The following is a 19,128-nucleotide window of genomic DNA, read 5'->3' on the forward strand; positions in this document are numbered from 1 at the left end:
TTCTTTTGTCAAGCCGGCAGGACGTTCACCAGAAAGAAAGAACTATTTAAGTTAAGAAACCAACGGGAGTTGATGGTCATGAAAACGAAGAAGCATATTGAAGAAACTTCTTATGGCTTATCAAGAAAAGAATTAGATGTTCGGATGGATTTTCTGGAAGTCAAAATGGATCAGTTGGAGAAAAAAATTTCTAATAAAGCAGATGAGATTGTATCCATGCAAATATTACATCATCGTCAGGAATTAGAAAATATCTATTATATGATTCATCAGATTGATCAACAAATCAGATTAATTGATCGGGAGCTGACGAGATTTACTAAATTGAATGGTATTTTTCCCTTGCCTAATATGAAAAACCGCCATTTACCGGTATTGAAAGAACTGGTCGGTTCTTAAGCAGCAATGGTTGTTAAAGAAATGTCATAATCCTTTTCTTTTGGTACGATAGAAGAGGGGGGTGACAGCAGTGGACAAGGAAAAAATACAAACCCTAAGACAATTAACAAGACTGCTGAAGGAATATAATCAAATGGCGTATGAACAATTTGTCAACCGGACCCGCAAAGAAGGTTATGAAGTTGATTTTTATGGTGCAGTCAAGCCATTTGCAGATAAGGTTCTTGCCGCAGCTGATCAATGGAAGCCATTGGCTCTGGAATGGATTAATAAACAGCATCCAAAGTATGTTTATCATATACAAATTAATGATACGTATGATAATTTGACGATAACCTCTGTTACAGCATTTCAAAAAGATACGCGCCGCCGCCGTTTTTTGGAAACGATAAAAGCGGTGGATTATGTGCTGGATGCAATGTTAAATCAACTATAAATAACCCTTCTGTCGTAATAGACAGAAGGGTTGTTTTTTAATAAATCATTAAAAATTTTATAAATATAAATATAAAATATGGGATACCTAAAAATAAGATGATTTTGAACATGACATTAGTTAGTTTCTCAAGGAGGTCTTCTGGTTGAAATTTGTTAAAACTTTTTATAAATGTTTTCGCGGCATCTGTGAATGAACGTTTAGGTTTAGCCTTTTCCAATACTTTTCCAGCAATCATTATTTGTCCTCCCAATGTGTTTATTTAATACATCATATGGTTGTCCAAATCAGATTATGCTAATTTTAATAGAAAAAAACTCGCCATTGCGAGTTTTAATAATGTGGTTAATATCTTTGGGAGCTAAGTCGTTAAACCGTGTAAAACCGCCGGATAAAGCAAAAGTTCGGCCATTAATAAGCGGGTATAATCCTTGCCATCCGCCGTTTAACTGATAATATGGCGTGCCTGGAATTTTTTTTAAAAAGGTTAGATACGTACCGTTTTCAATAGCGCCAGGATATAGATTATTAAGCGGATTCTCAGGTTTAGGTAAAGGATAAATGCCTGTTGTTAATAGATGAACATCGTGTTGTTCAGACCCTTTGTATACTGTTTTAACGGATAAAGGCTGTACATAGTTAATAAATTTACCAATGTCTGTATGACGCCCTGTATTGAATTGATAACTGACACCTTGAATCTCAGCTAAAATAATTAAATCGGATGAAGCAATCAAATCCTGACTGGTTTTTAATTGCGCGCTTTTTATAAGATCATGATGGACATTAAAGGCTTTTGATACATGAGCCTCCCCAATGAATAAAATAAGAATTAATGCTGGAAAAACCATTAAACGTTTTATAACTGTCATGCAGGGATCATCTCCAACAATTTATATTTCTTATATATGTTGTCTCAATTTCTATATTTTTAATCAAAATTATCTTATCCGCCAGAATGACAGTTAATTTAAGTTGGTGCAGGAAGAGGCACTAGAATAGGCTGAAGTGTTTCACTTGGTTGGGGAGCTTCTCCTGGATGTGTTATTTGACCCGGCAAGGCAAGTTGAGGTGCTGGTTGTGTGAATCTTCCTGAATTATAGGCATTAGATACAGGCTTAATCATTCCGGCACTGCCAATTTGTAATACAGATGAATTTGATAGACCATTAATTCTTAATTGATGAATATGAATGTCTTGGTTAATAAAAAAATTCATATGGAACGCTCCAATAAAAAATTAATTATTAGCCGCATTACTTCCGTCTGCAAGATCTGAATCGAAAGTATTTGTGCTGTTTATCAGATTATTTGTTTGTAAAAAGTCGCCAGTACTTAACGCACCTGATCCGGCATATGTTTTCGATGTGCTTTTAGGCGCAATATTTAATGAGTCGCCGACGTGAAAAACGGCGCCGCTGCCTATACTGTTGATTTTAATTGGTCCCGCAATTGATGGCATATCGAAACATCCTTTACACCTATTGATAAATTTATTCTATGCCGGTGAATGGTTAAATGTTAGATTAATGAGGTCTCAGTCAGGCGGATTAAAAAATTGCCGGATGTTTTTAACCCGTGCTTCAGTGTAAACATAATCTGTAGAACCAACATCTATAACAGAAGCCGTAGATACACCGGTTATTTTAATATGATTGACCTTGATAAAAGGATCTTCATTAATGACATTTGTATGAACAGGTTCGTAAATATTGGCTTCAAGCAATGGTACATCAAAAATATAATGATGCTGATTAAGAATGGGGTCATTTTTAGGGTAAATTGGATATTCTCTTTGGATGGCAAAAACTTTTCCGACTGGTGTGACCCGCTTAGAATCACCAACCTCAAGGATTGAACTTAAGGAAATGGTGTTAATTTTTAGCGTGTCTACGACTGAAGTTCTAACCGGCACTACCGCACGACCCCCTGAGCAGCATATGGTGCGAGCGCTTCACCGACGATCAGTGATTCTGCCGGAGTATCGAAAATGGACGATGATCCAATTGTTTTTGCATCGCCAATCAGTACGACAGAAGCCGTTGCCACACCGATGATCCTTATATTGTTCACGCATAATTCCTTATTAACGACATTAAAATTCATTGTGAATCACGCCTTTTTTTAGGAAGATAATCAATAAACATACTAAATGCCTTTCTAATGTCATCATGCAGCTTTTCATTAATGACATCAACTAAATCTTCCCGATTATCAAGATATTGCTCCTGGTATTTAGATAAATAATATTGAGCCCGGTTATTAAGCTGTTTTTGAACATCATTAATAATAAACTGCCGATATGTGTCATCTAAAGGATAACCTTTTTCTTGCTCGATCCCGCGTAAATCTTCAAATGCTTGCTCTCTGAAATACTGATTCAGAAAATGATTAACATCATTCATAACCGCTGAGGAAGGATCAATGGGTTGTTCCGGCGCATGAATGGTTTGGTCATTTATTGTAAAATCGTCCAGATCCTCCATATCTTTATTTGGGTTTAAGCCAATATTCAAAGTACCCTCAAGCGTGTCAATTTTTAATTGGTCAAAAGAATAATTGACAGTTAAAGGTTGTTGTTTTTTTAAGCCGTCCATATCTGTTTTCATCGTTTTAATCACTTTTTCTAATTCCCGAATGCGTTTTTCCTGCGTATTCATCTTACCGTGCAAATGTTGTATAATTTGTTGCCATTGATAAGGCTGTTGGTAATTCACCATCGCTCACCTCTCTATTTAAAGATATGCAGTAAATAGGGGGGACGATGACCTGTGAAAAAGAAATTTTAGAAAAGGGCTATACATTTAAGGCATTTCCCTGGTCAATAAGATCGGGATCTTCAACCTGAGTTGAATTTGGTGCATTATGAATAACTAATCTGTCTCCAGTGTTAAAAGAACCAGCCCCGGCAAAACTTTTGGAAAAAGCAAACGGCGAAAGATTATAAACATCACCGACATTCAAAACAGAGGAGCTTGACATGACACTAATTTTGATTATACCGACAAGAGCAGGCATATGAATAACATCCTTTTGCTGATTTCCTTACATTAGTCTATGAAATGGGCGAATAATTGTTAAAGAAAACTTGCCGGCTTGTAAACCCTTTAGACACGGACCGGGGAGTTCAGTACCTTTAAATTAAACTGTTTTAATGAAAAAAACCAGCCGACAGCTGGTTAAAATATTAATGATTTATCCCGGTGCAAGCGTCCGTAAAACTCCCGCCTCAAAACTTGAGTTTAAACAATGAAGTTTAGGCGGGAGATAACGGACGCTAACCCCCCGATAAGTTCAACTAACCATCAGTGGGGGGATGAACAAAACCCCCACTGATGGAAGTTTCACTTTATAGACTTTCTTTATTTTGTGCGTATTCTGCACGTTTAATAAAAGATTGTTCATCCTCTATTAACCCGCAAACACCGCACTGGACCTTTTGTTCAGGTCCATTATAGGGCAAATGAATAGGGTCCAAATGATCCATGTTATATTCCTCGGTTATTTCTCCGGTATTCGGATCCATTTTAACTGCCTTAGGTTTTTGCTCGATAATATTGAAGCGCGTTTTATTTGTTTTACAATTTGGACAAAGGTAAGGATGAGACATTAAAAAAAACACCTCCTTATTTCATTTTTTGCAAAAAATTAAAAGATTATTAAAGAAAACTTGCCGATTGGCAAGCCTGTCACTTTATATGTTGAATATGATCGAATGAAGAGAAATTTTAAAAAGCAATATGAAAAATTAAGAAAAAAATATGTTTTTAAAATAAATCTTTATATTGAAAAATGTTCATGTTTGTAGTAACGTGTTAATAAATAGAAAAATATTCGATTTGTTCCACTAGGGGTGCTTTTCGCTGAGAGGGGCTTATGCCTAAACCCTTAGACCTGATCTGGATAATACCAGCGAAGGAAAGTGGTAAAAGTAACTGTCTTTCTATTGACAGGTGACCTTGTTAACTTATGCCGCTTTCCAATACCGGAAAGCGGCATTTTTTTATATGACGGTTATTGGAAAAAGGGTATCTGAAAAGGCAGTTTGCTATTTTCACGAAAGGACTGCCTCGCAGTTATTTAATGGATCAAAGGGACAAATCCGGAGGAGGAAAATTCGTGAAAAACAATCGTAAGTTAAAGCTCACAGACATTTTGGTGACAATTGTAATCGCATTAGTATTCGGTTTGATTTACAAACTGTGGGGCCCGGTATCTTATTTATTAAAACCATTGGGACTGCAAATTGATCAGCTTGTATATGGTATGTGGTTTATGGCCGGGCCGTTTGCGCTATTGTTAATCAGAAAGCCGGGTGTCGCCGTATTGGCAGAGACGGCAGCCGCCTTAGGAGAAGTTTTATTTGCCGGTCAGGGAGGAATTGTTGATTTTTATTACGGTTTTTTGCAAGGTCTTTTTGCTGAGATCGTATTCTTTGCTTTCCGTTATAAGAAATTTAATCTTTCTGTGGCCGTTTTTTCTGGAATGGCATCTGCTCTTGCGTCTTTTATATTGGACTTAGGTTTTGGTTATTTATTCGAGCTTGCCGGCTGGAATCTTGTTTTAAATATTATTTTCCGTTTTATTGGCGCAGGATTGATTGCAGGAGCATTTTCTTACGTGCTTGTTAAAGCTTTAGAATCAGCCGGGGTAGCCAATATCGTCAGACCGGTTTCAAAGGATGATTATGATGTCCTTAATTAATACCCAATATGGTGTCACAAATTTGCGCTTAGCTTTTCCTAAGGAAAAAGAAATGCAGTTTAAGGATTTGTCTTTTCATTATAAAAAAGGTGAAAAAATTCTGATGCTTGGTCCGTCCGGCTGCGGGAAATCAACACTCATGCAGGTGCTGTGCGGTCTTGTTCCGGAGCATATTGAGTACCCTATGAAGGCAGATGATATCAAACTTCCTGAAAAATGGGGCTATGTTTTTCAAGATCCTGATTCGCAATTTTGCATGTCGTATGTTGATGAAGAAATTGCCTTTGTATTAGAAAATCTTCAAGTCCCTCGTATAGAAATGCCGGACATGATTAAAAAGTATCTTAATAAGGTTGGACTTCATTTAGAAGAAACGCATACGCCGATCAATCAATTATCAGGAGGCATGAAGCAGCGGCTGGCGACAGCTTCCGCGCTTGCCTTAGATCCTGATACCCTGTTTCTCGATGAGCCGACAGCGATGCTTGACCCGGAAGGTACAGAAGAGTTATGGCAAATGATTCAGGAAGTTGCCGCTGATAAAACAGTCATTATTGTTGAGCATAAAATCGACCATGTTATTCATTTCGTCGACCGGGTCGTTTTATTCAATGATGAAGGAAAGATTATTGCCGATGGGGAAGCCGGTACTATTTTTAAAGACTATCAAAGTAAACTTGATGACTATGGCATTTGGTATCCGGGTGTTTGGAACCAAAATTATGGAAATGAGCCTTTGATGATAGAGTCTCAAGACACCACGCCGTTGCTTCAAGTTGAAGATTTTACGGTTTACCGTAAGAAGACGCCTAAAGTTCATGTACAGGAACTGTTGGTATCATCCGGGGAATGGATTACAATCATTGGCAAAAACGGAGCAGGAAAAAGTACTCTTCTTGAGGGTATCATGGATTTACTGCCCAACAGCGGCAACTGCCGTGATCTTTCTAACGGGGGTTCTTCGGGAATGACATTCGTCTTTCAAAATCCTGAGTTTCAGTTTGTGACGGATAAAGTGATTGATGAGCTCGAATATGGACTCAAAATGAAAAAAGTTGATCATTCAACCATTAATGAGCGGGTCAATCAAGCCCTTATACAATTTTCACTTGCAAATCAAATCAATCAGCATCCATATCAACTGTCGATTGGGCAAAAAAGACGTTTAAGCGTCGCTTGCGCATTACTTGAAAGCCCAAAGATGATTTTATTAGATGAACCGACATTCGGCCAAGATGCAAAAAATACTTTTGCCCTTCTTGAATATTTTGAGAAGTTAAGACGAAATGGCACAGCTGTTATAATGGTTACTCATGAAATGGAAATCGTAAAACGCTTTGCTACCCGAATATTAGAGATTGAAGACGGCAAATTGAAGAAAGATTTGCTGACAGCCCGCGGACAATTCATGTTAAACAGGACAGAAAGCATTTATTTAGATGCAGTTAAAGCTTAGTTAGAAAGGAGATGGATAAAGAATTGTTAACTTATCAAACATGGCTTTCTAAAGTCAATCCCTCACTTAAGTTTCTAATTATTGCTATTTTATTTATTGCTGTTCTCATGGTTCACAACCTTAACACTATGATTTGGATGACAAGCTTATTTTTTATTTTATATCTCGTTTTTAATGGATTTAATATGAAATTGTCTTTCTGGATGTTATTGCTTTCTTTTTTACTCGCTATACTTAGTTCGACAACAATGATTTTCTTTGGTCAAGGCTCACATATATTATTTCAATGGCATTTAATTGTAATATCTGAAGAAAGCTTGGCTAGGGGGCTTCATATCGGGCTTCGAACTTTTCTATATGCTATGTTAAGTCTCGTTTTTGCCTCAACAACAAAACCGGTACTGTTTTTCTATTCTTTAATGCAGCAGCTTAAATTGCCGCCGAAATTTGCGTACGGTTTTTTAGCGGCTTTCCGAATTCTTCCTATTATGTATGAAGAGTTTCATATTATTAGAGCGGCAATGAAAGTTCGCGGCATTGAAAAGAATAAAGGGCTGAAAGGACAATATAATAAGGTCAAACGCTATGCGATTACGCTTTTAGCTCAATCAATCAGACGTGCGCAAAGGATGGCTGTTGCCATGGAAGCGAAGCGGTTTTCTCTTGCGGCAAACCGGACATACTACTATAAGGTACCGGTAAGCAGTTATGATTTTATTTTCTTTTTAACAATGTTAGTTATAATGGCTGCAGCTTTTATTTTATCTTCATCACTTCCGCTAACCCCATTTACAAACGTGATAGAATAAAGGAATCTTAAATCCTCTTCCCGATTGAAAGTAAAAAAAGGATGCTGTTCATTTTGAACAGCATCTTTCCATTTAAGATATATTTTTTAGCTTATTCCCTGATTTATAAAAGCGTTTAATATTATAAAGCAATTTACAGCGGGTTATGGTTTCTATTTATCAATGTTGTTACTCTTAAGGACAGCGATCACCAGCATACCAAAGTTAATCATCAACATTAACGACTCATAGATACTCATCATACACCGCCTCCTTAATATTAGCTTGAACAAAACCAAACTTGTCCTATACGGAATTTTTCAAAATTTAATCAAAAAAATATTTTGTTTAAAAATACCGTTTAATAGAAGCGGCTTATTTTTGTGTACTGAAAAGTCGGGTATATAGGATAAAGCTAAACAAAAAATGAGTAATTACTCACTTTACGTATAATCCTTTTGTGTTGTAATATAGATGTGAGTAATCACTCATTTTAAAAGGGGGAATTAAATAGTGAACAGTTCGGTGCTTTCAGTTCAGCAAGTCTCTAAACAATTTGGCAAAAAGCAAGTATTGACGAATATCTCTTTTACTATTAAAAAGCCGGAGATTTTCGGGTTGCTTGGACCTTCAGGCGCCGGTAAATCGACGCTTGTTAAAATGATTGCAGGAATTGAAAAATCTTCAGAAGGAGACATTTACCTGTTCGATAAACGGATGCCAAAGCTGTCTTTAATGGAGAAAATCGGTTATATGGCTCAAGCTGATGCCTTATATGAAGATTTAACGGCAAAGGAAAATCTGTTATTTTTTGCTGCCATATACGGGATAGGCAGGAAGAAAAGCAAAGAACGAATTAAAACTGTGATGGAAACAGTCGGGTTATCTAACGATTTAAATAAAATTGTCCGCCAATATTCCGGCGGCATGAAACGTCGTCTTTCATTGGCAATAGCGCTCCTCGCTGAACCAAAATTGCTTATTTTGGATGAACCGACGGTAGGTATTGATCCAGTTTTACGTTATCAAATTTGGAATCAATTTCAAACATTAAAAGAAGCGGGAACAATTATACTTGTAACAACTCATGTCATGGATGAAGCTGAACGCTGCGATAGACTTGGTATGATTCGAACTGGGCGGCTTATCGCAACGGGTACGCCTGAACAATTAAAGTCTGAAACGAACCAGGATACAATTGAAAAAGCGTTTCTCTTTTATGGAGGGGCTGCTCATGCGCATTAAAGCTCTAGCGATCAGGATCTTGCGTCAATTTATAAGGGATAAACGAACACTTGCACTGATGTTTATTGCGCCGCTGTTTATTATGACCTTGTTGTCACTTGTTTTTAATGGTAAGACTTATCATCCATCTATCGCTTTGGTAAATGCCCCTAAAAATTTCATTCACAACTTTCAAAAAACTAATGCTAGTGTACACATAATGAGTTTACATCATGCGAAGGACGCTTTAAGTAAACAAAAGATTGATGCAGCCATTTCGTTTAAAAATCATAACCCTGAATTAACCTTGGAAGGGAGCGATCCAACTGCAAACAAAGCCGTTCTTCAATTGCTCAGTCAGGTGACAAATAGGCAAGACAAAGGTGAAAACTTACAGGCGCGTGTGCATTATTTACACGGCGGCAAAAATTTAACATCATTTGATAACTTTGGACCAGTTTTACTTGGCTTTTTCATCTTTTTCTTCGTGTTTTTAATTGCCGGTGTTTCCTTCCTTCGGGAACGTACCAAAGGAACCCTTGAAAGACTTTTAGCTAGTCCGCTCAGGCGTTGGGAAGTCGTTGCCGGTTATGTTTCCGGATTTGGCGTTTTTACTATCATACAGTCTGCTCTCATCGTCTGGTACGCCGTCTATATTCTTAGATTATGGATGGCCGGATCTATTTGGTATGTGCTTTTAATTACATTATTATTAGCTTTTACAGCATTGGCATTAGGAACGCTTCTTTCGGCTTTTGCCCATAATGAGCTGCAATTAATTCAATTTATACCGCTTGTCATCGTACCGCAAGTATTTTTCTCCGGACTATTTCAGATTGAAACAATCTCTGACTGGGTCAGTTGGATTGGGCCGTTAACACCGTTATATTACGGTGCAGATGCGTTGCGTGACGTTATGCTCCGGGGCGGCAGTTGGTCCGACATCTCTTTTGACATCGGAATTTTGTGTGTGTTCGCATTAGTTTTTATGCTGCTTAATGTATTAGTACTGCGCCGCTACCGTAAGTTATAATGAAAAATGGAATGACGTAACACGGATAAGTGAGGGAACCAAACATGAACGAGTTGAATGATTGGGAAAAACTGATTGATGAAGAGAATGAAGATGGTAAATTGACGGAAAAACAAAAGCGTATTGTTAAAGCAGCTATTGAAACCTTTGCCGAAAAAGGCTATTCTGCAACGTCAACAAATGAAATTGCACGAAAAGCCGGTGTAGCAGAGGGTACGATCTTTCGTCATTATAAAACGAAAAAAGATTTACTGATTGCTATCGTAGCTCCGGTCATGAGCCGTTTGGTTGCACCTTTTATCATTAGGGATCTAAATAAAGTACTGGACAAAAAACATGAGACGTTTGAAGCATTTTTGCGAGCTATGATCGAAAATCGAAAAGTTTTTATCAAACAGAATTTACCGCTCCTTAAAATATTAATTCAAGAAATCCCATTTCATCCGGAGTTAAAAGTGCTTTTTAAAAAACATGTTGCACCGGAACCGCTTGCGAAAATTAAGCAATTAATCAAGCATTTTCAAGAAAAAGGTGAGATTATTGATCTGCCCCCTTATACGGTCATGCGGCTCGCTGCTTCAGCTGTTGCTGGTTATGTCATTGCCCAAAACCTTTTGGAACCGGAAATAGACTGGGATGATGATACTGAGATGGAGCAAACGATTCAATTTGTTCTCCGTGGTCTAAAAAGATAGAATATATAAGGGTTGAATAGGATATTTCTCAAAATTTTGTTCTCAGTTTGCATCCGGATGCGGTTCAGTTAATGGAAACCGGCATTTTCTTATAATAAAAGTAAATAACATTCAGGTTAAAAATTCATATGAAACTTCTATAATTAGTTTCAAAGATATCCCCGTAACGATATTGATGTTACAGGGTAAAATTTATGATTAAAAAAATTGCTATGAAATTTTTACAGTTTCTATTTCCGGGAGTTCCTGAAGCGCTTTAATAATTTGATTATCTTTGACGCTTCGCTTGGACTTAAGTTGAAATTCAACAGTATAGTGCGTCTCATTATCGGTTTGTCTTGCTTTTACACGGTAGGTTATAACAGAAAAGTGTTCAGTTGTTAAAGTATCAATAACTTTTGATAAAAGATCGGTCGATTTTATGTAGAGTGTTAATTTTTGAGATTTAGGAAAGGTATATTTAAATATACTCCTTAGCACAGCTAGACCGAGCAGAATCAAGATTGTTCCGCAAATGCCGACAACGTACATGCCGGCGCCGATAGTGAGCCCGACACCGGCTGTCGACCAAAGTCCTGCGGCGGTCGTTAATCCGCTGACGGATTGGCGCTGCACAAGGATGGTTCCGGCTCCTAAAAAACCGATACCGCTGACGACTTGGGCAGCAATGCGGCTTGGATCCAACTCAATGGCATCATTATGAAGGACATCATTAAAGGCATATTTGGAGACGACCATTGTCAGGGCGCTTCCTAAAGCCACTAAAAAATGTGTCCTAAGGCCCGCTTCTTTAAAATGTTTTTCTCTTTCAAATCCGATAAGTGCCCCTAAAATACCTGCTGCGAAAAGCCTTGCAATTAAATCAATTGCCAATTTTGCATCTCTCCCATCATGATTAAAATTTATAAGATTAACATTTTCCCTGTTTTACACATTGCGATGGGATATTGCAGAGTCTATTAAAATATTTAAAAATTATTTGCGATCATCAATCAATTTCATCCTAATTTTACTGTTTGGATTTTCGGAATCAGGGGATATTTCAACCTCAAAGCGATCTCCCCGAAACATCATTTCGACAATGGCCATTGGTTTATTAAAGCAATAAAAAATATCTTTCTGCAGTGTTAACGGGGATCCGGGCGCAATGTCCAGTAGAAGAGAAATTTCTTTTGGTGCTTTTATTGACTGAAAAAACTGCTTTGAATTTGTTGGATTTAATCCATATTCTTGTATTAAAACGTTGCAAATCTTTAATTTATCTAATTTCTGTATAAATGGGCCAGGGACGAGTTTTACAGGGATTCGAAAATTCGTTACAGTTAAGCATTCTTGATCAATACCTTTAAGAATGATCAACTCATATATTTCCTCGTTTGGTTTTAGGTAAAGATCTTTTTCAATGTTTGAAGATGCAATCAATCTTTTACTTTGAATCAATTTTTCCCATTGATATTTTATATTTGAATGCACTTCAAAATAAGAAATAAATTGATCCTTGTTTGGACCTATTATTGAATTGACAAATGTTCCTCTCCCCCTTCCCCGTGTTAAATAGCCTTCTTGGACTAACTCCGCCATCGCTTGGCGAACGGTTGGGCGGCTGACCTTATATTCCTCGGCCAGTTTCACTTCTGAAGGGAATTGATCCCCGGGATGATACTCGCCTTTCTGAATACGGCAGAGTAAATCTTCTTTTAGCTGATAGTACAGCGGAATCTTTGAATGAAATAACAAACCCATCTCATATCACCAAACTTATAGATTAGTCTATTTGCTTAAAAACCAATGTATTTCAAGTTCTTGTATTTATTATACAATTAAATTCAATCAAAAACAAATAAAAAAAGGATATTGACATTGGTTTTTATTTGGGTTATGATTTTTTCGAAAAATCAAATATAAAAATGAGTGTCAATTAAGATTCACGGGAGGGGAAATACATGAAGGTTTTTTGTCTTGGGGGAGCAGGAAAGATTTGTAGAGAGGCAATTTTGGACCTTGTTGAACATTCGGAGTTTGAACGGATAACTGTCGGGGATTTTAACGAAGATGAAGGAAAAAAGGTTGTTGAATGGTTGAATGACCCCAGGGTTGATTTTCAAAAGGTTGATGTTAGAAACCATCAAGCGACGGTCGAACAAATGAAAGGTTACGATATCGTTATGGATGGGACTACAATTACTTTGAATGGTTTATCAACAGCTTGTATCGCTGAAGCAGGCTGCCATGGTATTAATTTAAATGGTTTCGGAGAAGAGAATGCGTCGGATAAGGTATTTAAAGAAAATAACAAAACATGTCTCCCGGGATTCGGAATGACCCCCGGTGTAACACAAATGATGGCGATGCATGCCGCTAATCAGTTAGACACCGTTGAAATTGTAAGAGTCAGTCACGGTTCATATCGTCCGATTGCCTTTTCTAAATCAATTACAGAAACAACTACATATGAATACGACCCCGATTTAGAAAGCCGTGTTGTATACGAAAATGGCGAGTTTATCCAAGTGCCGCCATTTGCCCGTCCAAGAGAAATTGAATTACCTGAACCTTATGGTAAAGGTGTGCAATATATCATCCCCCATTCAGAAACGAAAACATTAGCAAAGGCTCTAGCTGATAAGGGAATTAAACTTATTGAGGTAAGAGGCACTTGGCCTGAGAAAAATATGCAATTAGTTAAAGCCTTATATGAATATGGAATGATTCGTAACGAGAAGATTAAAATAGGCGGGACAGAAACAGGGATTCTTGATTGCATCAGCGAGTATCTTTATAACTCGAAAGAAGGGCAAGAGACTGAACTCTACGGATACGCATTACACATAGAGGCCATTGGAACAAAAAATGGCAAAAAAGTACAACATATTTTAACACATACTCACCCTGCCTCTGACGGATCTGTAAAAGGCTGGGAAAAGCTAAGGGCATATACACGCAATGTCGGTATACCGTTGTCGATTGGTACACAGCTCATAGCCCGAGGCGAAGTCAAAAAAACAGGTGTCATTATACCGGAAGAGGCATTCAACCCGTCTGTTGTCTTTAAAGAGTTGGAAAAGCGAAATATTTATATTCATGAAAAGATTAATGTACTTAACGATGAAAATGCCTCAGTAAATGTGTAATTTTTTTAATCACATCATCCGGTGAATTTATAAGATTAACGTATAGCAAAAATTGAAACTGCCAATGAAAATAGCTTAAACATGGCAAGTTATGAAAGTATGAAAAGAGGAGGTAAGCCAATGAACGAACAATCTCCTAAATATGTAAAAGCCATATTTATGGATTGGGCTGGGACCATGATAGATTATGGATGCTTTTCCCCAGTAGATGTTTTCATTGAAGTTTTTAGAAAAAAAGGCATCGAGGTCACTTTAGAAGAAGCGCGTAAACCGATGGGGCTCATGAAATGGGATCATATCCAAGTGATGTGCCAGATGGACCGGATCGCAAATCTTTGGAAAGAGAAGTATGGTAAATTTCCGGATGATAAAGATGTTGATGATCTTTACGCTGATTTTGAGCCAATGCTTATGTCAATATTGCCAAAATATAGTACACCGGTTCCCGGAGCGGTAGAATTAGTTGAACGATTAAAGAAAATGGGTCTCAAAATTGGTTCAACAACAGGATTTACTTTAGAAATGATGGATATTGTCGCACCTGAGGCTAAAAAGCACGGCTATGTTCCTGACTCAATTGTTACCTCAAGCGAAATGCCGGCAGGGCGGCCGTATCCTTGGATGATCTATCAAAACGCTATCAATTTAGGGATATGTCCATTAAGCCATACGATCAAAGTAGGAGATTCAATCAGTGATATAAAAGAAGGACGCAACGCAGGCGCCTGGACTGTCGGAGTTATAAAAGGCAGTAATGAACTAGGGATGACCGAGCAGGAGGTAAACCAATGTGATCCTGACATTCTGGCTGACAAAATGGAAGCTGTTGAGAAAAGGTTTAAGGAAGCCGGGGCAGATTATGTCATTGAAAGTATTGGTAAATTAGATGAAATTATTCCGAAAGTTGACCTGCGGATCTCGCAATTAGAAGGTGCCGTTTAAGGGACTAATAGGTGATTTTTAGATTAAGAGTATGACGGACTCATTTTATATGATACCCAGTTGGTTTTCAGTGAAGGGAGGGTGAAAACCTTTGATGGAACAAAGTTTTTCTTTAGGAATGATTGAAACTCTCGGTTTTCCCGGCCTTGTGGCAGCGGCAGATGCGGCAGCCAAAGCAGCCGATGTAATATTAACGTATCAGAAAGCGGATTCTGGCATCGTCACAATCTACATCTTAGGAGATGTGGCTTCGGTACAGGCAGCGGTTGCCGTCGGGGAAGAGGAGGCAAAGAGAATAGGGCAGTTGCGTTACTCCCACGTTATTGCTCGTCCCGATGAAAGCGTAACACAAATGATTAACCAGGTTATGGACGGAAATACGGCAAATAAGACAAGTCAAAAAAAGCAAGCGGATAAACAGGAAAACGAAGGAGAAAAGCAAACAGAGTTGGTAAAAAAATCAGTTTCCGAGTTAAGAAAATTGGCTCATTCAAATGCTGACTTCCCGCTTACTTCCCAAGAAATAAATACAGCCAGAAAAGAAGATTTGATTAAGCATTTGTCTGAGTGTGAACAGGAGAAAGGCGGCGATAAATTGTGATTCAGGATATTGATCTTTCATCTGTGCAGGAAGTACGACAGTGTCTGGAGGAAGCAAGATCAGCGCAAAAACAAATTGAAAAAATGGACCAGGAACAAGTGGATAGGATCGTTCGCGGTATGGCCGAAGCAGCCAAAAAAGATGCTCGGCATTTGGCAGCAATGGCGGTTGAAGAAACCGGGTTTGGCAAAGCTGATGATAAAGTAACTAAAAATCTTTTCGCGGCCAATGATATTTACGAATCGATTAAAGATATGAAAACGATTGGTTTGATACAGAGAGACGATCAAGATCAACTTTGGGAAATCGCACAGCCTGTTGGTGTGATTGCCGGGATTGTTCCGTCTACAAATCCTACGTCTACAACAATTTTTAAATCATTGATTGCAGTTAAAGCGGGTAATGCGATTGTCTTCAATCCGCATCCGTCCGCCGCAAAATGTACTTATGAAACAGCCAAATTATTACAAACTGCTGCAGAACAAGCCGGGGCACCTAAGGGGTTAATTGGCTGTGTGTCGGAGCCGACTCTCGATTCCGCCCATGAATTAATGACACATAAAATCACTAATCTTATACTTGCCACCGGCGGTTCCGGGATGGTTAAAGCTGCTTACAGCTCCGGAAAACCGGCATATGGCGTCGGACCTGGCAATGTACCTGTATACATTCATAAAAGCGCCGACTCTCAAGCCGCGGTTAGACGAATTATCCAAAGCAAGACGTTTGACAACGGGACCATTTGTTCATCTGAACAAGCGATTATTGTAGAGAAAGAGATTAAAAGAAAGGTAGTTTCAGAATTAAAGCGGCAAGGTGCTTATTTTTTAGACGATCACGAAAAGCAAAGAGTGGCTGCAGTTATATTGGATAACGGTGCATTAAATTCTAAAATAGTCGGCAAATCACCTCAAACTATTGCAGAAATCGCGGGAATTATTGTGCCGTCCGATGCCAGGGTGCTTATTGCTGAAGAGGAGAAAGTCGGTACGGATTTTCCGTTCTCGGTAGAAAAGCTGTCTCCGATTCTTGCTTTATATACCGTCCGTGATTGGCAGGAAGGAAGTGAGCGTTGTACAGAACTGCTTGATTTAGGAGGGCTGGGTCATACGCTCGGCATTCACTGCGAAGACAAGCAAGTTATAGAAAACTTTTGTTTAGATAAAAAAGTTTCGCGTATTGTTGTTAACTCAGGAACAACATTCGGCGGTATTGGTGCCACAACAAGTATTCAACCATCCTTGACATTGGGGTGCGGATCTTCCGGAAATAACATCACATCTGACAATATCGGACCGCAGCACTTAATGAATAAGAAGCGGTTAGCTTTTGGTATCAAAGAGATGAATACTGGTGAATCGACGGAATCATTAAATCAGCAATCAAACAGGGTGGAAAACCGAACGATTAGCAGGGAAGAAGTCTTTGATATTGTAAAAAGTGTCTTACAAGAATTAAAAATTTAAACAATCTTTGAGGAGGTATAAATAATGTCTGGAGAAATGGGAGCTTTAGGTATGGTAGAAACAAAAGGATTGGTAGGGGCAGTTGAGGCAGCAGATGCCATGGCGAAAGCGGCAAATGTGAAACTTATTGGTAAGGTTCATGTCGGCGGCGGATTAGTGACAGTTATGGTACGCGGCGATGTCGGGGCGGTAAAAGCATCGACAGACGCTGGGGCTGCGGCCGCTGAAAATGTAGGCGAATTAATTTCTGTACACGTTATTCCCCGTCCTCATTCTGACATTGAACTTATTCTTCCGAAGCTGGAAGGTTAATCGTGTAGCTTATGGCCTTAATTACTGAATTTCAACTAAGGGCCATGGTTAAAAAAGGGATACCGAATCCATATCCCGTTTATGAGGGCGATAAACTAACACCGGCTGCGGCAGATTTTTTAAAAGAGAGACGGATTAAATTAAAAGCCTTTAATAGTAACCAAGATTTAGAGAGGCAACATCAAATGACAGGGGATTTATCCATCCCTGTCGGTGTATCAAACCGGCATGTTCACTTATCCCTTGAAGATCTGGAAAAGTTGTTTGGTGCCGATTATAGGATGATGCCTCTACGGCAGTTATCCCAGCCAGGGCAGTACGCGGCCAAAGAACAAGTGACTTTGCTCGGCCCCAAAGGACTTATCAAAAATGTAAGAATCCTTGGTCCGTCACGAGGGGCCACGCAAGTTGAAATTTCAAAAACAGACGGGTTTCAATTAGGGATTCATCCGCCGGTAAAATTATCCGGTTCAATTGAAAATACGCCCGGGTTGACACTGATTGGCCCGAAAGGCTGTATAGTTCTGGAAAAAGGGGTTATTATCGCTAAATGTCATGTACACATGTCCCCAAATGAAGCTAAGAAATTCGATGTGAATGATGGGGATAGCTTGATGCTGCAAACATTGGGGGAACGTTCAATCATTTTTTCTGAAGTAATTGTTAGGATTAGTCAAGATTATAGGCTGGATTTTCACATTGATCTTGATGAGGCGAATGCCTCAAGCTTAAAAACAGGTGACAATGTAACAATGATTGGGAAAAATGGAAAACTCCTTTCCCGGAATGGGAGGTGAGGCGTTTGGATATTAGAGAAATGGTAGAATCGGTTGCACGGGAAGTTATTCAATCGTTAAAAGCGGAAAAGGAAAAACAAAACCGGCCAAAAGTTCTTTTTATCTTTTGCGACAGTACGGCCCATGAATCGTTTACCGACCAATTTATTAAGTTAAAAAACAATCATATTTGCCATGATGTCTTGTTTTTAGATGGGGAAACGTCATCTTGGCTTGGTGTTCAGCGTATAGAGTGCGGAGGTGCCGGTAAAGTCATCGCGACTGATGAAAATGCGCCAGCTCCAATTGAATTACCGAAAGAATATGACGGGATTGTTATTCCCGAAATTGATTTGGACAATGCCGCCCGTGTTGTTTCAGGATTAAAGGGAACGATAAAGTCGGAAATTATCTTCTCTGCACTTGTTTTACAAAAATTTGTGCTGATAGGGGAAGACAGCCCGGGAATCAAACGGTCTGACCGGCGCTGCTTGAAGAAATTATCTCTTCCAGCCTATTATCAAAACAAATTTAAACGATATGTAAAAGAAATGAAGGAATTAAGCATTACGTTTAAACCGCAAGATTTATTAGCGGACAGCATTATTGATCGTTTAAAGGAAAAGAGCAAGGTAAGATTAGCAAATGCTTCAATGAAATCAAAAAATACCCCTTCTTCGGTGTTCCAGGGAAAATTGCTCACAGCTGATTGGGTTTTGTCACATTCAGATTTCCCTGATCAAGAACTCCTCGTTCGGAAGGGAACGATTATTTCACCGTTAGCTAAGGATTTATTAAAAGAAAAAAAATTAACCGTTCAATACATGAATAATGGGTGACGGCTATGTTAATGGGAAAAGTTGTCGGCAGTGTTTGGGCAACGCAAAAAGAGGCAGGAATGGAAAACTTAAAACTTCTCATTGTTAAGCCGCTGGATTTTGAAGAAACGGAAGCCGGGAAAATGTTGATTGCTGCTGACCGGATTGGTGCAGGGGTCGGCGAACGCGTCATTGTGACACAAGGTACTCCCGCACACATTTTATCTGGTGAAAAAAGAGCACCGATTGATGCCGCTGTCGTTGGTATAGTAGATTCATCCCGGTGCAACCGTCCGTAAGACTACCGCCTCAAAACTTGAGTTTAAGCGCTGAAGTTTAGGCAGTAG

Annotated in this window: 28 protein-coding genes and 1 riboswitch; of the genes, 16 read left to right on the forward strand and 12 right to left on the reverse strand. The window is 38.8% G+C overall.

Annotated elements, in window-relative coordinates; all coding sequences use genetic code 11:
- The first annotated feature begins 78 nt into the window (after positions 1-78).
- On the forward strand, positions 79-399 hold the full coding sequence (locus ACFQRG_RS06700) for a hypothetical protein (protein WP_380965065.1): 321 nt from the start codon (positions 79-81) through the stop codon (positions 397-399).
- Positions 400-469: 70 nt separating this feature from the next.
- Positions 470-835 carry a YppE family protein gene (locus ACFQRG_RS06705; protein WP_380965067.1) on the forward strand — a complete coding sequence of 122 codons (366 nt, stop codon included), beginning with the start codon at positions 470-472 and terminating at the stop codon, positions 833-835.
- A gap of 37 nt (positions 836-872) precedes the next feature.
- On the opposite strand, the gene ACFQRG_RS06710 is transcribed toward ACFQRG_RS06705, so the two are convergent.
- The 9 genes from ACFQRG_RS06710 to ACFQRG_RS06750 all read right to left on the reverse strand — a co-directional run bounded on the left by ACFQRG_RS06710 (position 873) and on the right by ACFQRG_RS06750 (position 4,445).
- Entirely contained in the window at positions 873-1,073 is a 201-nt protein-coding gene (locus ACFQRG_RS06710; RefSeq protein WP_380965069.1) for a hypothetical protein, read from the reverse strand.
- A 49-nt stretch (positions 1,074-1,122) separates the two neighbouring features.
- Positions 1,123-1,707 carry a hypothetical protein gene (locus tag ACFQRG_RS06715; RefSeq protein ID WP_380965071.1) on the reverse strand — a complete coding sequence of 195 codons (585 nt, stop codon included), beginning with the start codon at positions 1,705-1,707 and terminating at the stop codon, positions 1,123-1,125.
- Positions 1,708-1,805: 98 nt separating this feature from the next.
- Positions 1,806-2,054 carry a spore germination protein GerPB gene (locus tag ACFQRG_RS06720; protein WP_380965073.1) on the reverse strand — a complete coding sequence of 83 codons (249 nt, stop codon included), beginning with the start codon at positions 2,052-2,054 and terminating at the stop codon, positions 1,806-1,808.
- 21 nt (positions 2,055-2,075) lie between these two features.
- A complete protein-coding gene (locus tag ACFQRG_RS06725; RefSeq protein WP_380965075.1) occupies positions 2,076-2,297 on the reverse strand; it encodes a spore germination protein in 222 nt (73 codons plus the stop codon).
- 75 nt (positions 2,298-2,372) lie between these two features.
- Complete coding sequence (locus tag ACFQRG_RS06730) at positions 2,373-2,750, reverse strand: spore germination protein GerPE (protein ID WP_380965077.1); 378 nt, start codon at positions 2,748-2,750, stop codon at positions 2,373-2,375.
- Complete coding sequence (locus ACFQRG_RS06735) at positions 2,750-2,941, reverse strand: spore gernimation protein GerPD (protein WP_380965078.1); 192 nt, start codon at positions 2,939-2,941, stop codon at positions 2,750-2,752. Before ACFQRG_RS06735 ends, ACFQRG_RS06730 begins: the two co-directional genes overlap by 1 nt.
- Positions 2,938-3,555, reverse strand: coding sequence for a spore germination protein GerPC (gene gerPC, locus ACFQRG_RS06740; protein ID WP_380965080.1), 618 nt, complete (start codon positions 3,553-3,555; stop codon positions 2,938-2,940). Before gerPC ends, ACFQRG_RS06735 begins: the two co-directional genes overlap by 4 nt.
- Before the next feature lie 76 nt (positions 3,556-3,631).
- Positions 3,632-3,853, reverse strand: coding sequence for a spore germination protein (locus ACFQRG_RS06745; protein WP_380965082.1), 222 nt, complete (start codon positions 3,851-3,853; stop codon positions 3,632-3,634).
- Positions 3,854-4,184: 331 nt separating this feature from the next.
- Positions 4,185-4,445: a DNA alkylation repair protein gene (locus ACFQRG_RS06750; protein WP_380965084.1), complete on the reverse strand. Its 261-nt coding sequence runs from the start codon at positions 4,443-4,445 to the stop codon at positions 4,185-4,187.
- A 229-nt stretch (positions 4,446-4,674) separates the two neighbouring features.
- Positions 4,675-4,773: riboswitch (TPP riboswitch) on the forward strand.
- A 181-nt stretch (positions 4,774-4,954) separates the two neighbouring features.
- Here ACFQRG_RS06750 and ACFQRG_RS06755 point away from each other — a divergent pair.
- The 3 genes from ACFQRG_RS06755 to ACFQRG_RS06765 are packed head-to-tail and all read left to right on the forward strand — an operon-like array spanning position 4,955 to position 7,804.
- Positions 4,955-5,539 (forward strand): ECF transporter S component, encoded by a 585-nt coding sequence (locus ACFQRG_RS06755; protein ID WP_380965086.1) that lies wholly within the window; start codon positions 4,955-4,957, stop codon positions 5,537-5,539.
- Positions 5,523-6,995 (forward strand): ABC transporter ATP-binding protein, encoded by a 1,473-nt coding sequence (locus ACFQRG_RS06760; protein ID WP_380965088.1) that lies wholly within the window; start codon positions 5,523-5,525, stop codon positions 6,993-6,995. The genes ACFQRG_RS06755 and ACFQRG_RS06760 overlap by 17 nt, the downstream gene beginning before the upstream one ends.
- Before the next feature lie 23 nt (positions 6,996-7,018).
- Positions 7,019-7,804 (forward strand): energy-coupling factor transporter transmembrane component T family protein, encoded by a 786-nt coding sequence (locus ACFQRG_RS06765; protein ID WP_380965090.1) that lies wholly within the window; start codon positions 7,019-7,021, stop codon positions 7,802-7,804.
- A gap of 152 nt (positions 7,805-7,956) precedes the next feature.
- Here ACFQRG_RS06765 and ACFQRG_RS06770 read toward each other — a convergent pair whose 3' ends face one another.
- Positions 7,957-8,046: a putative holin-like toxin gene (locus ACFQRG_RS06770; RefSeq protein ID WP_380965092.1), complete on the reverse strand. Its 90-nt coding sequence runs from the start codon at positions 8,044-8,046 to the stop codon at positions 7,957-7,959.
- A 247-nt stretch (positions 8,047-8,293) separates the two neighbouring features.
- On the opposite strand from ACFQRG_RS06770, the gene ACFQRG_RS06775 reads away from it, so the two are divergent.
- The 3 genes from ACFQRG_RS06775 to ACFQRG_RS06785 are packed head-to-tail and all read left to right on the forward strand — an operon-like array spanning position 8,294 to position 10,735.
- A complete protein-coding gene (locus ACFQRG_RS06775) occupies positions 8,294-9,028 on the forward strand; it encodes an ABC transporter ATP-binding protein (protein WP_380965378.1) in 735 nt (244 codons plus the stop codon).
- Positions 9,018-10,040, forward strand: coding sequence for an ABC transporter permease (locus ACFQRG_RS06780; protein ID WP_380965094.1), 1,023 nt, complete (start codon positions 9,018-9,020; stop codon positions 10,038-10,040). Before ACFQRG_RS06775 ends, ACFQRG_RS06780 begins: the two co-directional genes overlap by 11 nt.
- 44 nt (positions 10,041-10,084) lie before the next feature.
- The gene (locus ACFQRG_RS06785) at positions 10,085-10,735 is read left to right on the forward strand and encodes a TetR/AcrR family transcriptional regulator (protein ID WP_380965096.1); all 651 of its coding nucleotides are present in this window, start codon (positions 10,085-10,087) and stop codon (positions 10,733-10,735) included.
- 210 nt (positions 10,736-10,945) lie between these two features.
- Here ACFQRG_RS06785 and ACFQRG_RS06790 read toward each other — a convergent pair whose 3' ends face one another.
- The gene (locus ACFQRG_RS06790) at positions 10,946-11,608 is read right to left on the reverse strand and encodes an MgtC/SapB family protein (RefSeq protein WP_380965097.1); all 663 of its coding nucleotides are present in this window, start codon (positions 11,606-11,608) and stop codon (positions 10,946-10,948) included.
- A 102-nt stretch (positions 11,609-11,710) separates the two neighbouring features.
- Positions 11,711-12,478, reverse strand: a complete 768-nt coding sequence (locus tag ACFQRG_RS06795; protein WP_380965099.1) for a GntR family transcriptional regulator — start codon at positions 12,476-12,478, stop codon at positions 11,711-11,713.
- Between the two features lie 200 nt (positions 12,479-12,678).
- On the opposite strand from ACFQRG_RS06795, the gene ACFQRG_RS06800 reads away from it, so the two are divergent.
- The 8 genes from ACFQRG_RS06800 (at position 12,679) to ACFQRG_RS06835 (ending at position 19,080) form a co-directional block, all read left to right on the forward strand.
- Positions 12,679-13,866 carry a saccharopine dehydrogenase family protein gene (locus ACFQRG_RS06800; RefSeq protein ID WP_380965101.1) on the forward strand — a complete coding sequence of 396 codons (1,188 nt, stop codon included), beginning with the start codon at positions 12,679-12,681 and terminating at the stop codon, positions 13,864-13,866.
- A 120-nt stretch (positions 13,867-13,986) separates the two neighbouring features.
- Positions 13,987-14,808: a phosphonoacetaldehyde hydrolase gene (gene phnX, locus ACFQRG_RS06805; protein WP_380965103.1), complete on the forward strand. Its 822-nt coding sequence runs from the start codon at positions 13,987-13,989 to the stop codon at positions 14,806-14,808.
- Positions 14,809-14,902: 94 nt separating this feature from the next.
- On the forward strand, positions 14,903-15,409 hold the full coding sequence (locus tag ACFQRG_RS06810; protein WP_380965379.1) for a BMC domain-containing protein: 507 nt from the start codon (positions 14,903-14,905) through the stop codon (positions 15,407-15,409).
- Positions 15,406-16,875 (forward strand): acetaldehyde dehydrogenase (acetylating), encoded by a 1,470-nt coding sequence (locus ACFQRG_RS06815; protein WP_380965105.1) that lies wholly within the window; start codon positions 15,406-15,408, stop codon positions 16,873-16,875. The genes ACFQRG_RS06810 and ACFQRG_RS06815 overlap by 4 nt, the downstream gene beginning before the upstream one ends.
- 24 nt (positions 16,876-16,899) lie before the next feature.
- A complete protein-coding gene (locus ACFQRG_RS06820; RefSeq protein WP_380965107.1) occupies positions 16,900-17,187 on the forward strand; it encodes a BMC domain-containing protein in 288 nt (95 codons plus the stop codon).
- An 11-nt stretch (positions 17,188-17,198) separates the two neighbouring features.
- Positions 17,199-17,984, forward strand: coding sequence for a phosphate propanoyltransferase (locus ACFQRG_RS06825; RefSeq protein WP_380965109.1), 786 nt, complete (start codon positions 17,199-17,201; stop codon positions 17,982-17,984).
- A 5-nt stretch (positions 17,985-17,989) separates the two neighbouring features.
- On the forward strand, positions 17,990-18,802 hold the full coding sequence (locus ACFQRG_RS06830) for a hypothetical protein (RefSeq protein WP_380965111.1): 813 nt from the start codon (positions 17,990-17,992) through the stop codon (positions 18,800-18,802).
- 5 nt (positions 18,803-18,807) lie between these two features.
- The gene (locus ACFQRG_RS06835; protein ID WP_380965113.1) at positions 18,808-19,080 is read left to right on the forward strand and encodes a EutN/CcmL family microcompartment protein; all 273 of its coding nucleotides are present in this window, start codon (positions 18,808-18,810) and stop codon (positions 19,078-19,080) included.
- Positions 19,081-19,128: the final 48 nt, after the last annotated feature.

The organism is Scopulibacillus cellulosilyticus (assembly GCF_042665295.1).
GTDB lineage: Bacteria > Bacillota > Bacilli > Bacillales > Sporolactobacillaceae > Scopulibacillus_A > Scopulibacillus_A cellulosilyticus.